The 13,453-nt window shown below is 61.4% G+C and carries 10 protein-coding genes and 1 pseudogene; 1 reads left to right on the top strand and 10 read right to left on the bottom strand.

All coding sequences use genetic code 11. The annotated features are described in order from the left end of the window. The 9 genes from ABS758_RS09695 to ABS758_RS09655 all read right to left on the bottom strand — a co-directional run bounded on the left by ABS758_RS09695 (position 1) and on the right by ABS758_RS09655 (position 10,998). Complete coding sequence (locus ABS758_RS09695; protein WP_350382480.1) at positions 1-873, bottom strand: branched-chain amino acid ABC transporter permease; 873 nt, start codon at positions 871-873, stop codon at positions 1-3. A 127-nt stretch (positions 874-1,000) separates the two neighbouring features. Beyond that, a complete protein-coding gene (locus ABS758_RS09690; RefSeq protein WP_350382481.1) occupies positions 1,001-2,170 on the bottom strand; it encodes an ABC transporter substrate-binding protein in 1,170 nt (389 codons plus the stop codon). An 85-nt stretch (positions 2,171-2,255) separates the two neighbouring features. After that, a complete protein-coding gene (locus ABS758_RS09685; protein ID WP_350382483.1) occupies positions 2,256-3,263 on the bottom strand; it encodes an NAD(P)H-dependent flavin oxidoreductase in 1,008 nt (335 codons plus the stop codon). A gap of 33 nt (positions 3,264-3,296) precedes the next feature. Next, positions 3,297-4,505, bottom strand: coding sequence for a CaiB/BaiF CoA transferase family protein (locus tag ABS758_RS09680; RefSeq protein WP_350382484.1), 1,209 nt, complete (start codon positions 4,503-4,505; stop codon positions 3,297-3,299). Beyond that, entirely contained in the window at positions 4,502-5,299 is a 798-nt protein-coding gene (locus ABS758_RS09675; RefSeq protein WP_350382485.1) for an oxepin-CoA hydrolase, alternative type, read from the bottom strand. The genes ABS758_RS09680 and ABS758_RS09675 overlap by 4 nt, the downstream gene beginning before the upstream one ends. Beyond that, on the bottom strand, positions 5,296-6,435 hold the full coding sequence (locus ABS758_RS09670; protein ID WP_350382487.1) for an acyl-CoA dehydrogenase family protein: 1,140 nt from the start codon (positions 6,433-6,435) through the stop codon (positions 5,296-5,298). Before ABS758_RS09670 ends, ABS758_RS09675 begins: the two co-directional genes overlap by 4 nt. 13 nt (positions 6,436-6,448) lie before the next feature. After that, entirely contained in the window at positions 6,449-7,645 is a 1,197-nt protein-coding gene (locus ABS758_RS09665; protein WP_350382488.1) for an acyl-CoA dehydrogenase family protein, read from the bottom strand. Positions 7,646-7,660: 15 nt separating this feature from the next. Further along, positions 7,661-8,851, bottom strand: coding sequence for an acetyl-CoA C-acyltransferase (locus tag ABS758_RS09660; protein ID WP_350382490.1), 1,191 nt, complete (start codon positions 8,849-8,851; stop codon positions 7,661-7,663). Between the two features lie 11 nt (positions 8,852-8,862). Further along, positions 8,863-10,998, bottom strand: a complete 2,136-nt coding sequence (locus ABS758_RS09655; protein ID WP_350382491.1) for a 3-hydroxyacyl-CoA dehydrogenase NAD-binding domain-containing protein — start codon at positions 10,996-10,998, stop codon at positions 8,863-8,865. Between the two features lie 147 nt (positions 10,999-11,145). On the opposite strand from ABS758_RS09655, the gene ABS758_RS09650 reads away from it, so the two are divergent. Further along, positions 11,146-12,051 carry a LysR family transcriptional regulator gene (locus ABS758_RS09650; protein WP_350382493.1) on the top strand — a complete coding sequence of 302 codons (906 nt, stop codon included), beginning with the start codon at positions 11,146-11,148 and terminating at the stop codon, positions 12,049-12,051. Here the strand turns inward: ABS758_RS09650 and fghA are convergent. Then, a pseudogene (gene fghA / locus ABS758_RS09645) lies at positions 12,030-12,845 on the bottom strand (S-formylglutathione hydrolase). The gene ABS758_RS09650 and the pseudogene fghA sit on opposite strands and share 22 nt — an antisense overlap. Positions 12,846-13,453 lie beyond the last annotated feature (608 nt).

The following is a 13,453-nucleotide window of genomic DNA, read 5'->3' as shown; positions in this document are numbered from 1 at the left end:
TCACCCTCTTCGCGCCTTAGCACCAAACAGACCATTCGGCATGACAAACAGCACCAACAAGAACAGCACCATCCCGACCAATTCCTGCAAGGCCGAGCTGTACAGGGTGACAGTCAACGCCTCGGCAATCCCCAGCAGCATGCCACCTATCAGCACGCCCGGAATCGAACCAATGCCCGCCAGGACGGTAATGATGAAGGCCTTGATCGTCAGCGCATGGCCAAAGGCCGGCTGAATGACGCCGTAGCTGAAAATGGCCACACCGGCAAAGGCCGCCAGAATACCGGCAACGATGAAAGAGACGATCTCGGTCGTACGCGGGTTGATACCCATCAGCTTGGCCGCAGACCGGTCGCTGGAGACGGCACGCACGGCGCGCCCATACCAGCTGCGTGACAACCACCACCACAACGCCAGCATCAGCAGCAGTGCAACCACGAAGAACAGCAATTCACCACGCATGCTGTATAAGGGCCCCAGCACCACAGCGTCCTGCAGCCACGAGGAAGAGGTCGAGTGCACATCGGCAGACCAGGTGAGCAAGATGGCATTGGTGAGCATGACACCCACGCCATAGGTGAGAATCAGCGAGTTTAGTTCACGATCCGCCCGGATCATGTTGACCAGCCAGTACACGACAACCGAGCAGAGGCTGACCACCACCAGCGCGATGGGGATTGCGTAAATGGGGCTGATGCCTAGACCCGCCTCAACCGTGTAGGCGACATACGCCGCCAGCAAAACGAGCTCTCCGTGGGTGAGGTTGATCACCTTCATCGTCCCGAAGACCAGTGCCAGTCCAAGAGCCACCAGGGCGTATGAGCCGCCTTGGAGAACTCCGGAATAGAGCGACTGCAAAATGAGTTCCATCATGGAAGGAATGCTCCGCGTTCAAATAAAGTACATCAGACCAAAAGCCCGATATCGTTGGCAGCAGCCCTGCCTAGGCCACGGATCAGACACTTGGCCTGGGACAAAGGCTGCCCCTGCCAAGGACCGCTTACCAGGGCACACCCGGGTAGACGATCTTGCCGGTGGCGGCATCGGAAGGCCACACCAACACAATTTTGTCGCCTTGAACCTGACCGATATGGTGCGCAAAGTTGATGTTGTCACCCTGGTCGTTAAACTGCACCCGACCAATCAGGGTCTGAGCATCAGTGGCGGCCAGTTCTTGCGCCACCCCGCCAGACTTCAGCGTGCCTTTTTCGGCAGCACGGGCAATGGCCTCGAACAGAATCTTGGCCTGCACGTAACCGAACTGTTGCAAGTAGCCCACGTCGTCCTTAAAACGCGCCTCATACGCCTGGGCAAACGCCCTGCCCTCTGGTGAAGTGAATTCAACCGGATAGGGCAGTGCTGCCGTGCCATAGACATTCTGCACAATATCAGGGAATTCCTTGATCATCTTGGGGGTGACCAGCCCCCAGACACCGATCATGGCCTTGATCTTGGGCTTGAGCACCTTGGCCGCCCTTAGGATACCTACGTAATCGTTCTCATAGCCCACCATCAGGATGGCATCAGCCTTATCTCTCAGGCGCACCTTATTGATAAGCGGCTTGAAATCGGTGGCAGCTGGATCAAAGGCATGCATGATAACCTTTACCCCCTTGCCCACCATCTCTTTCTCAACATCGGCTGCCAGGTGTGCATTGGCTTCCTTCGTGGAATACAGCACCGAAATGGTCTTGACCTTCATGGTCTCCATCAGGCCAACCAGCGCTTTCTGATAGCCGGCCGTGTTGTTGACTCGGAAGAAGGTCTTGAAGCCGCGCTGCGTGAGGCTATCGGCCACAGCGCCCGAGGTGATGTAGGGCAGGCCCAGTTTGTTGGCAGCATCCGAGGCCGGGCCAACGTTGTTCGAACCGTATCCACCGGTGATAGCCACCACACCCTCACCCGCCAGTTTTTCGACAGCAGCCACTGCCTTGGCAGGCTGCGACTCATCATCGATCTTGATGAGCTTGATCGTGTGCTCGCTCTGTGATTTGTTGAACAGATCGGCCGCGACTTCAACCCCCTGGATCATGCCGCCGCCCTCGCGCGCCAGCGACCCGGTCATCGGGCCTTCGACCCCCACCAAAATCTCATCGGCGGCTGCCGACCCCATCTGCAGGCACAGGGCCACCGCAGACAGTACACATACTTTGCCCAATCCTCGAACCATGACATCTCTCCTTTTGTATGGCATTTAACAAGGCCTTGTCTGAGGCCCCTCTTGAAAAACAATCAAACTCGGTAAACCGGATAGATCAATTCACCGGCGTCGTTTCCTGGCGGACGGCATCCAGCCGTTGCAAGGCCTGCTGCATCTCTTCCCTCAGGCGCGCCACGATGGCGGCCAGGGGCTCCGCCCGATCGACAAAGGCCAGCGCATGACCGGCCGCGAGCAAGCCGCGCGACCAATCGCCCGTCTGGTAGGCATTGCGACCGATCTGGCCGGAGACCAGCGGCATCAGATCCGCGATCGTCACCTGGGGGTTCTCAGCCTCCATGGCTTTCACCAGCACCGTCGTTTCGTTACGCAAGGTGCGTACTGTGTTCTTGATCGACTGCATGCACAGGTCGGTATCCGTGGGCAACGCCTGGATGAGCCGTTGTTTGAACTCTGTGTGCGCCCAGATCTCGTCAGCCACCAGGAAGCGAGTGCCCACCACCACACCGGCGGCTCCCATCGCCAGCGCGGCGATGATCTGCGATCCGTGGCCGATGCCGCCACCCACCAGATAGGGAATATGCAAGGCCTGCTGCGCCCAGGCCGTATTGACGATGGTGCCCACCATATCCATACCGGGATGCCCGCCGCACTCCGCACCAACAACGGCCACGGCATCGACGCCCATCGACTGGGCCTTGAGGGCATAGCGTACGGCAGGCACCTTATGCAGCACCTTGACGCCCGCCGACTTCAGCAGGGGCAGATAGGCCTCCGGACTACGGCCCGAGGTCTCGACGAAACGCACCCCCTCTTCGATGAGGGTCTCGAACACCTGCTGGGTTTTCTCTCCCGGCACCAGCTTGGGCAACATGGACACGTTGACGCCGAAAGGGCCGCCGTTACACAGGTCCCGGCAGCGGCGAATCTCGTCGCGCAGCTGCTGTTCCTCGGGAAAGCTTGCCGCCGTGATGAAACCCATGATGCCGGCGCGAGAAGCCGCGGCCACATACTCGGCATTGGCCAGCCACATCAACCCGCCCGCCACGACGGGCAGAGGGATCCCATACAGACGGGTGATGTCCGTTTGGCATGAAATCGGCATAATCTTGGAGTCTCCTGGGGGATCGCAACGCCGCTAGATGATCTGCTGAGCCTTGAGCCGTGCCACATCGGCGTCGCTCATGGCGAGGAGCGACTGCAGCACTTCGGCCGTATCCGCCCCCAGCTGCGGCGGCGTCTTGCGGATTGGCGGACGCTGGCCGTCGAAACGATAGGGCGGCGCCAGCACGTAGGTGGACTGCGCATGCGGATGCGGCAGGCTCTGCACCAGGCCGCCATCGACGGCCCGTTGGGACGTCAGTGCCTCATGAAGACCCAGTACCTCGCCGCAAGGAATGCCGCAGGCGGCTAGGCGCTGGAGCAGCAGTGCGCGCGGTCGACGATGAATCTCATCGATGAGCACAGGATTCAACGCCTCGCGGTTGGCCGCCCGCAGGAGATTGGTTTTGAATCGCTCGTCGTCGGCCAAGTCGGGTCGTTCAATGACGTCGCGGCAGAATCGCTCGAACTGGCTGTTGTTCCCTACCGTCACCACCAGCGGCCCATCCTGGGCCTCGAAGACGCCGTAGGGCATGATGGACGGGTGGTTGTTGCCGTACTTGGGAGGATCTTCGCCGCGCAGCAGGGCTTCGAGCCCATAGTAGGCAGAAATCATCAGGCCGCAGTCATACAGCGCCATCTGGATATGGCGTCCGCGCCCAGTGCGCTCGCGCTCGAATAGCGCCGCCAGCATCGCCTGGGCGGCATACATGCCGGTAAACATGTCCACGACCGCCACGCCGAACTTCAGCGGCGGCTGCCCCACCTCGCCGTTCAAGGCCATGAGGCCGGTTTCCCCCTGCACTACCAGATCGTAGCCTGGGCGGGTAGCCTCGGGGCCATGGCTGTTGTAGCCGGAAATCGAGCAATAAATCAGTCGCGGATTCTCTGCGCTAAGCTGCTTGTAGCCCAACCCCATGCGCTCGACCCCGCCCACCTTGAAGTTCTGCACGACCACATCGCTCTGCACCGCCAGTTCACGGGCGATACGTCGACCTTCTGCGGACTTCAGGTCCAGGGTCACGGAGCGCTTGTTACGATTGACGCTGTTGAAGTAGGCCGTCTCGGTCAGCCCCACTCGGACGCCCCAGTCGCGCGTGTCGTCGCCCCGGCCAGGATGTTCCACCTTGATCACTTCGGCACCCAAGTCGCCCAGTGTCATGGCCGACATGGGGCCCGCCAGCACGCGGGATAGATCCAGAACACGCACCCCCGCCAGGGGCAGATGAGCCGTCTCGCTCGTCATGATATTTTCCTCAAAGAAATGAAGTTGGCGGAACGATTTTCAAAGAACGCCTGTATGCCCTCGGCCGCTTCCGCATCACCCAGAGAGGCTGCCATCCGGTCGGCCTCTGCATCGAGTTGCCCCTCCACCGATTGGCGGTAAGCGCTGAGCGACAACGCCTTGATCCGCGCCATGGCTCGCTGTGGGCCGCGCGCCAGGCGTTGACCCAGCTCGACCGCCCGCGCCTCGACACTGCCCGGCGTCACCACGCGGTTGACCACCCCCAGGCTGGCCAACCGGGGCACCGAGATTCTATCGCCCGTCAACACCAGCTCGGCCAGCAGCTGGCGCGGCATGAACTCGGACAGGAATGCTGTCGCGCCGCCATCCGGGCTCAGGCCTACCTTGACGTAAGCCAGTGACAGATAGGCGTCCTCTGCCATGAGCAGCAGATCGCAGGCCAGCGCAATGGACACCCCGGCCCCGGCGGCGCCCCCTTCCACGGCAGCCAGCACTGGCTTGGGGCAACGGCGGATAGCGCGCACGGTCTCGTGCAGGGCCTCAATACGCTCGCGGCGCTGCGACTCGGTGAGCTCGCGCCGCTTGGACAGCTGATTGAGATCGCCGCCCGCGCAGAAATAGCCTTCCGCCCCCGTGAGCACCACGGCTCCCACCTCGGGGTCTGCGGCAGCAGCGGCCAGGGCTTCGCGCAGGGCCGCATAAAATTCGGCGCTGAGCGCATTGCGCGCCTGAGGATTATGGTTCATCAGCACCTGGACACCGCCTTCACGGCGCGACATCAGCCTTTGGTTCATGACTGTGCCCCACCCAGCGCCATGTAGCGCTGCAGATGAAAGTCTTCGTCTCCCAACTGGTGATCGATCATCACCAGACGCTTGGCATAGTGCGCCAGCGGCAACTCCCAGGTCATGCCAATGCCGCCGTGCAGCTGGATGGCTTCCTCGGCAACCAGGATACCAACCCGGCCAATGGTGTATTTGGCCGCCGACAAAGCCTGCTCGCGCACCAGCCGGTCCTCGCCATCCAAGGCCGCTGCTGCCCGGATGACTGCCGAGCGGGCCTGCTCGATCTCGAGCAGCACGTCCACCATGCGGTGCTGCAAGGCCTGAAAGCTGCCGATCGGCACGCCGAACTGCTGACGGGTGCGCAGATACTCCAGCGTGTCGTCCTTCGCCATTTCCATGGCGCCCAGGCTTTCGGCACAAAGCGCCAGGATGCCTGCTCCGATGACACGTTCGATCTGGGGATAGGCTTGATCCACAGCCCCCAGCAACGCATCATCGCCAAGACGGACATTCGCCAGGATGAGTTCAGCTGCACGGCCGCCGTCCACCAGCGGGTAACCGCGCAGCGTCAAACCAGCGGCCTTGGCCGATACGACAAACAGGCTGATGCCTTGCTCGTCGCCAGGCACCCCCGAAGTGCGCGCACTGACGACGATCAGGTCAGCCGCTTCGGCATGCGGCACCACTGCCTTGGCGCCATCCAGCACCCACCCGCCTTCTGTGCGCCGCGCCGTCGCGCTCACCCGGGAGAGCGCGTGGGCGGCATCGGGTTCCGCATGGGCGAAGGCACCAATGCACTGCCCTTCGATCATGGCCTGCACGTGCGCCAACGCCTCTGCTCCATCCGCCTCGGCCAAGGCCAGCCCCGCCATCAGGGTGCCCAGAAAGGGCTCTGTCACCAGGCGACGTCCCAACTCTTCGAAGACCACAGCGAGGTCGAATCCGGAACCACCATATCCCCCCTGGCGCTCGCTGAAAAGGGCACCGACGATACCCATCTCTGACAGGCGCTGCCAATGCTGGGGGCTTCGGCCGGACGTAGAGCGGGCAATCGTGTCCCGCTCGGCAAATGGATACTGCTCGCGCAAGTAGCGGCTCAACGACTCCGCGATCATGCGGCGATTTTCGGTATGTTCGAAATTCATGAATGCAATCCCCTTACAGTCCGAGGATCATCTTGGAGATGATGTTGCGCTGGATCTCATTGGACCCACCAAAGATCGACAGCTTGCGATTGTTGAAGTACTGGGCCGCCACCGTGGCGGCCTCCTGGGGACCGACCCATGGACCGGCAAACCCTTCATCCAGGGCGGCACTTTGCAGCGGCTGTGCATACGGCCCCATGGCGCGGCGCATCAAGGCCGTGATCTCCTGCCGGATCTGGGTGCCCCGGACCTTCAGCATCGAGCTCTCGGCCCCAGGCACTCCGCCGCCGGCCACGGCCGCGATGACACGCAGATTGGTGAGCTTCATGTTTTCCAAATCGATCTCGATCTTGGCCAGGCGTGCAGCAAAGACAGGGCCCTGCACCAGAGGTCGGCCATTTTTCTGCAATCTGGCGGCGATGCTGCGCAGACGGCTGAGCGCCGCAGCCGACATGCCCACCCCCGCAATATTAGTGCGCTCATACGTCAATAAATACTTGGCGCAGGTCCAACCCCGGTTTTCCTCGCCCACTAGGTTCTCGACGGGTACCCGCACGTCGGTGAAGAACACCTCGTTGACCTCATGAGCACCATCCAGCGTGATGATGGGCCGCACTTCGACGCCCGGCGTGTTCATGTTGATCAGCAGAAAGCTGATACCCGCCTGCTTCTTGGCGTCTGGATCGGTCCGTACTAGACAGAAGATCATGTTGGCGTACTGGCCCAGCGTGGTCCAGGTCTTCTGTCCATTGACGACGTAATGGTCCCCATCCCGCACGGCCCGTGTCTTCAGGCCCGCCAGGTCCGAGCCGGCACCCGGCTCGGAATATCCTTGGCACCACCAGTCGGAACCATCTAGGATGCGAGGCAACCAATCACGTTTCTGCGCTTCGGTGCCATATTTGATGAGCACAGGGCCCAGCATGTTGACACCAAACGGCACCACACGCGGCGCGTGGGCCAATGCGCACTCATTGTCGAAAATGAACTTGCGCACGGCATCCCAGCCTGTGCCGCCATACTCGACGGGCCAATGAGTGGCGAGCCAGCCCTGCTCATTCAGGATGGCATGCCAGGACTGCATATCGGCCTTGCTCAGATGCGAGCCCTGGGCCACTTTGTCAGACAAGCGCTGCGGCAATTTGGCCTCCAGAAAGTCGCAGACTTCCTGCCGGAAGCGTTCTTCTTCCGGAGTGAAATTTAAATCCATGAGAATTCCTTGAGATCAGTAGATTTCGAACAGCCCTGCTGCCCCCATGCCGCCGCCAATACACATGGTGGTCACGGCGTACTTCACGCCACGCCGCTTGCCTTCCAGCAGCACGTGCCCTGCCAGGCGCGCGCCCGTGGTGCCAAAGGGGTGACCGATGGAAATGGCGCCTCCGTTGACATTGAGGCGGTCGAGGGGGATACCCAGTGTGCGCTGGCAATACAGCGCCTGCGAGGCAAAGGCCTCGTTCAGTTCCCACAGGCCGATATCATCCATCTTCAGGCCATAGCGCTTCAACAAGCGCGGCACGGCGAACACGGGGCCAATGCCCATCTCGTCCGGCTCGCAGCCCGCCACCACCAGCCCCCGAAAGGCGCCCAAGGGCTGCAATCCGAGGCGTCCGGCCTCGCTCGCTTCCACCATGACGCAAGCCGCTGCGCCATCTGACAGCTGCGAAGCGTTGCCGGCCGTGATGAACTGGCCCAGCCCCATGACCGGTGCCAGCTTGGCCAGGCTTTCCACCGTCGTGCCGGGACGATTGCAGGTATCGTGATCGACCGTCACTGCGGCATGTGTGATTTCACCCGTTTCTTTGTCCTTCACGGCCATGGTGGTCGTGCAGGCGATGATCTCGTCCTTGAATACACCGGCGGCCTGCGCCTGAGCCGTCCGGCGCTGGCTTTCCGCGGCGAAGGCATCCTGGTCTTCGCGCGAGATGCCATAGCGGCGAGCCACGATGTCCGCGGTCTGAATCATCGACAAGTAGATCTCGGGCTTGTGCTCCGCAATCCAGGGGTCGATACCGGTCGTACCGGCATCGGTAGCGCTGCGGCCCTGAATCTGCGAGCAGCTTTCCACCCCTCCCGCGATCATGGCGGGCACACCTTCAAGGACAATGCGCCCCGCCGCCATGGCGATGGCCTGCAGGCCAGAGGCGCAGAAGCGGTTGACGGTCGTGCCTGCCACCGCGACAGGCAAGCCGGCGCGGATTACGGTCTGGCGCGCCACATTCCGGCCTGTGGTGCCTTCGGGATAACCGCAGCCCAGGATCATGTCTTCGAACTGGGCGGGATCGACGCTCGAGCGTTCGACGGCGGCACGGACGGCATAGGCTGCCAAGGTGGGGCCCGGCGTGATGTTGAATTCTCCCCGGTGCGCCTTGGTCAGCGGCGTGCGGGCTGTTGAAACGATGACGGCTTCTCGCATGATGAGTCTCCTCAGCCTCGTGGAAGTTGATTCAGGTCTTTGAAATGTCTGCCTTGTGCCACCAGTTGCAGCAACATGGGCGAAGGCTTCCAGAAATGGGGGTCTTCCGCCGCGAACGCCTGAATATCGGCCAGAATCTTGTCCAGCCCAATTTGATCGGCGTAGTGCAGGGGGCCACCGCGATAACGCGGAAAGCCGTAGCCATAAAGCATGACCACATCCACATCCAGGGGCCGCAAGGCGATGCCCTGGTGCACGACATTGGCCCCTTCGTTGACCATGGCGGCCAGATAGCGGCGCAGGATCTCGTCCTCGGTGAACGTGCGCGGCACAACCCCCAGCGTCCGACGCTCTTCCGCCAAGATGGCCAGCACCTCGGCGTCTTCCTGCCCGATGCGTGCGCCATCCGGATACTGGTACCAGCCCCGGCCGGTCTTCTGTCCGAACCAGCCGCGCTCACACAGGCGGTCGGCTACCGGCACATAGCGCAGCAGCGGGTCGCGCGTGGCAGCACGGCGCTTGCGGGTCGCCCAGCCAATGTCGCCGCCTGCAAGATCGGACACCTGAAAAGGCCCCATCGGAAATCCAAAATGACGCACCGCCTGATCGATCTGATAGGGCGAAGCCCCGTCGGCTAGCAGGTAATCTGCCGCCTGCCGGTAGACAGCAAGCACCCGATTGCCAATGAAGCCGTCGCAGATACCTGCGCGTACCGCCACTTTCTTCAGACGCCTGGCCAAAGCAAACCCAGTCGCCACCACCTCGTCCGCCACCTGCTCAGGCACGACGATCTCCAGCAGCTTCATGATGTTGGCGGGCGAAAAGAAGTGCAGGCCAATGACGTCCTGCGGCCTGGACACGGCTTTTGCCAGCGTATTGATGTCCAGATACGACGTGTTGCTGGCCAGCACGGCTCCCGGCTTGCACACCCGGTCGAGTTCGATGAAAACGGTGGACTTCACCGCCATGTTTTCAAAGACGGCCTCGACCACCAGATCGGCCTGAGCCAGAGCGGCATAGTCCGTCGCCCCGGAAAACAGGCTCAGGCGGCGATCACGCTCCGCGGCATCCATCCGACCACGCTGCACCAGACTGTCATAGACCTTGCCGACATAGGCCTGACCGCGTGCCAGGCTCGTCGCATCGCGCTCGATCATGACCACCGGCAAGCCGGCATCCAGCATCGCGATAGCAATCCCGACGCCCATCGTGCCACCACCCACGATGCCGACCTGCTCGACGGGCCGGGGCGCAGCGCGATCGGCCTCGGGCACCTTGGCGGCTTCACGCTCGGCAAAGAACGCATGCACCAGCGCCTGACGCTGCGGGGTGTCCAGGCACTGCAGGAATAAGGTACGCTCAAGACGCAAACCTTCATCAAAAGGCACATCCAGCACTGCCTCGACTGCGTCGATGATGCGTGCCGGCGAGAACAGGCCTCGATACTGCTTGCCCAGCCCGCCACGGGCCACCTCAATAGCCTGCCGGGTGGCCGGGACAGCCTCTGCGGCGATCGCACGGTCACGCGTTGGCCGCACCACGGCGCCAGCGGCCAGCAGCTCTTGCACGTAGGCCAGCCCTTCAGCCAGCGGATCCGTGCCGTTGGCCAGCCGATCCACCAGCCCCATGTCAAGCGCCTGCCGGGCCGTCACCGGCTTGCCATCAAGCATGAGCTTCAGGGCGGCCTCGACACCGATCAAACGCGGTGCCCGCTGTGTGCCGCCGGCGCCTGGCAGCAGACCCAGCGTGACTTCAGGCAATCCGAATTTTGCGCCCGGCACAGCCAGCCGATAGTGGGCAGCCAGCACCACCTCGAGGCCGCCACCAAAAGCGGCCCCCTGTACGGCGATGATCACCGGCCGCGAACAGGCTTCGATCTGATTGCAGACCTCGGTGAGCAAAGGAGCTTGGGGCGCCTGGCCAAACTCACGGATATCCGCGCCCGCCATGAAGTTGCGTCCCTTGGCCAGCAGGAGGATAGCCTGGACCGCCTGGTCTGCCTGGGCAGCCTCAAGCGCCGCCAACAAGCCACGGCGCACTTCCACCCCCAGTGCGTTCACCGGCGGATGATCGATCCTCACCAGCAGCACGGGACCTTCTCGCCGCCAGTCTACGGCGGGAATAGAAGGGCTTTGGGGGTCTGTCATACCGGAGTCTCCTGAATGCACACGATCATGCTTGAATGATTGGAATCATTCTTTCATCGATCAAACCCCTTTACAATGGCATATATAGTTGACACACTGTCAAGTCGTTTTTGACAATGGCACAGGTACACGATGACGCAAAGCTCCATGAATGCCGAATCCTTGATCTTTCTAGTCGAGATTCTGGATGCTGGCAACCTGAGTGCCGCCGCCCGGCGCCTGAAAATGACGCGCGCCAACGTCAGCTATCACCTCAACCGGCTCGAACGATCCCTGGGACAACAACTGGTGCGGCGCACGACCCGGCGCATTGAGCCCACCGAAGTGGGGCTGCGCCTGTACGAGCACGGCAGCAAGATCCAGACCGAGCTAGCCACCGCCAAAGACTCCGTCCGTGAACTCGGACACATGCTGAGAGGCCGCATCCGCCTGAGTGTTCCCAGTGGCTTCGGGCAGGTGGTGATGTCGCAGTGGCTCATCGACTTCAAGCGTCAATATCCAGGCATCATCCTGGATGTCATGTTCGAGAACCATATTCTCGACATGTTGCGCGACGAAGTGGACATTTCGATTCGCGTGATGTCCAACCCGCCGCAAAACCTGGTGGCACGGCCCATGGGGCCCGTGCGCTACACCGCCTGTGCCTCGCAGGCGTACGTCGAGCAATATGGCTTGCCGCAGCGGCTGGAAGACCTGCCCAAAGCCCCTATCCTCACCTCCGGGGTAGCGGGCCGTCAACTGCGACTCTCGGCGTACCAGAAGCAACGCCGCCAGGAGGTGCTGCTCGAACCCACGCTCATGTCAGAAAATTTCTTGTTTCTGCACCAGGCCATCATGGCAGGCCTGGGAGTGGGCATCGTCCCTGACTACGTCGTACAGGCCGAGGTGGCGCGCGGCGAGGTCAATACTACGCTCAAAGAGTGGTATCTCAGCATCTTCGGCACTGAAATGTTCATGCTCTACATGCCCAACCGCTACCACACACGATCCACCTCGACCTTCATCGAATACATACTGAACCGCACCCAGGTTTACCGCAATGCGTTAGCATGATGCGCCACATGATCGTCAATAAAACTAACGATCAAGTAATAGCTGTGGTTATACCCCTCATACCAGTGCAGAGTCAGCGGATGCCCGGTATCGCGGCAGGTGGCTTCCATCAGGTCGGGGCGTAACTGCCCATCCAGAAACTCGCCCCTTAGCCCCTGGATCACCAGCAGCGGTAAACGCTCCGATGCCGACCGGATCAACTCGACTTCATCCCATTGCGTCCAGGCAGCCTGACCATCACCCAGATAGGCAGCAAAGGCCTTCTGCCTGCTCCCAGGGCACCGGGACGGTGCGACGATGGGTGAAAAGGCGGACACGCTGCAGTCGCGGCCGGGATTGCGCAGGGCTGTGACCAATGCTCCGTGGCCGCCCATGAAATGGCCGGAAATGCTGCACGCACCAGAATTCGGAAAATGCCGTTCGATCGGATCCTGCAGTTCCTGAGCCACATAGTCCAGCATGCGGTAATGCGCAGCCCACGAATCCTGGGTGGCGTTCAGGTAGAAGCCGGCGCCCAGCTCTAGATCATAGGCGGGATCATCGGCCACGCCCTCGTCGCACGGGCTGATGTCCGGTGCAACTAGGATCAGGCCATGCAGGGCCGCATAGGCCTGGGCGCCAGCCTTGATGATGAAGTTCTGTTCTGTGCGGGTTTGGCCGGACAGCCAATACAGCACGGGACAGGGTTCGCCGCGCACGGCGGTCGCGGGCAGCTAGATGCCGAAGTGCATGGCGTAGCCCAGCACCTTGGACGGGTGCTGCTAGACCTCCTGGTGACTGCTAAAGCTAGACATAATGGTCGCTTGTTAAGCGAAGGCAGCCCGTCTTCAGTATCGTGGACTGTGCGCTCTTTCGAGAGTGTTAAGCTAGATGCTGCGTGGCGAACCAGCCGCAAACCATCTGGAGACGAGCCGTGAGTAACGATATCAAATTCTTCGTCGGGTTGAATGTGCACAAGGACAGCACAGCGATTGTTGTCTGAGGGCCCGGACGCGAGGCGAGCTGCTTCGTGGGCTCTGTGGGATCGGATCTGCAGCAGGTACTCAAGGTGTTGCACACGCTACGGCGTCGCCGCGAAGGAGTATCGCCTACGAAGCTGGCCACACGGGCTATGGACTGCAGCGGGCGCTGACTAGGGAGAATCCTCATGCACACTATCAACAGAGCCCCCCGAGGTAACCTCGTTGCTAGAGCAAGGCAACTTCCGCGACGGATTCATGCACGGTGGTAATCAACCCACGGATATCAGTCTGATCCATCGTCGCAGCAGCAGACTTCTGCCGCATCACCTCGTACCATTGATGAGCAAAGAACACTTTCATCCATTAACAAAAAGCGACCATATCAGTGTCCTGCCTGGTTAGTTCGGCTACTTAAATTCGGATGCACGGGCTTGTCAGGC

The sequence above is a fragment of the Castellaniella sp. FW104-7C03 genome, from assembly GCF_040276085.1.
GTDB lineage: Bacteria > Pseudomonadota > Gammaproteobacteria > Burkholderiales > Burkholderiaceae_B > Castellaniella.
This window is presented reverse-complemented; position numbering and strand designations above follow the sequence as displayed.

Bases quoted from the DNA above. Each gene is read 5' to 3' on its own strand.
- ABS758_RS09695 (WP_350382480.1), bottom strand. From the start codon at position 873: ATGATGGAACTCATTTTGCAGTCGCTCTATTCCGGAGTTCTCCAAGGC.
- ABS758_RS09690 (WP_350382481.1), bottom strand. From the start codon at position 2,170: ATGGTTCGAGGATTGGGCAAAGTATGTGTACTGTCTGCGGTGGCCCTG.
- ABS758_RS09685 (WP_350382483.1), bottom strand. From the start codon at position 3,263: ATGCCGATTTCATGCCAAACGGACATCACCCGTCTGTATGGGATCCCT.
- ABS758_RS09680 (WP_350382484.1), bottom strand. From the start codon at position 4,505: ATGACGAGCGAGACGGCTCATCTGCCCCTGGCGGGGGTGCGTGTTCTG.
- ABS758_RS09675 (WP_350382485.1), bottom strand. From the start codon at position 5,299: ATGAACCAAAGGCTGATGTCGCGCCGTGAAGGCGGTGTCCAGGTGCTG.
- ABS758_RS09670 (WP_350382487.1), bottom strand. From the start codon at position 6,435: ATGAATTTCGAACATACCGAAAATCGCCGCATGATCGCGGAGTCGTTG.
- ABS758_RS09665 (WP_350382488.1), bottom strand. From the start codon at position 7,645: ATGGATTTAAATTTCACTCCGGAAGAAGAACGCTTCCGGCAGGAAGTC.
- ABS758_RS09660 (WP_350382490.1), bottom strand. From the start codon at position 8,851: ATGCGAGAAGCCGTCATCGTTTCAACAGCCCGCACGCCGCTGACCAAG.
- ABS758_RS09655 (WP_350382491.1), bottom strand. From the start codon at position 10,998: ATGACAGACCCCCAAAGCCCTTCTATTCCCGCCGTAGACTGGCGGCGA.
- ABS758_RS09650 (WP_350382493.1), top strand. From the start codon at position 11,146: ATGAATGCCGAATCCTTGATCTTTCTAGTCGAGATTCTGGATGCTGGC.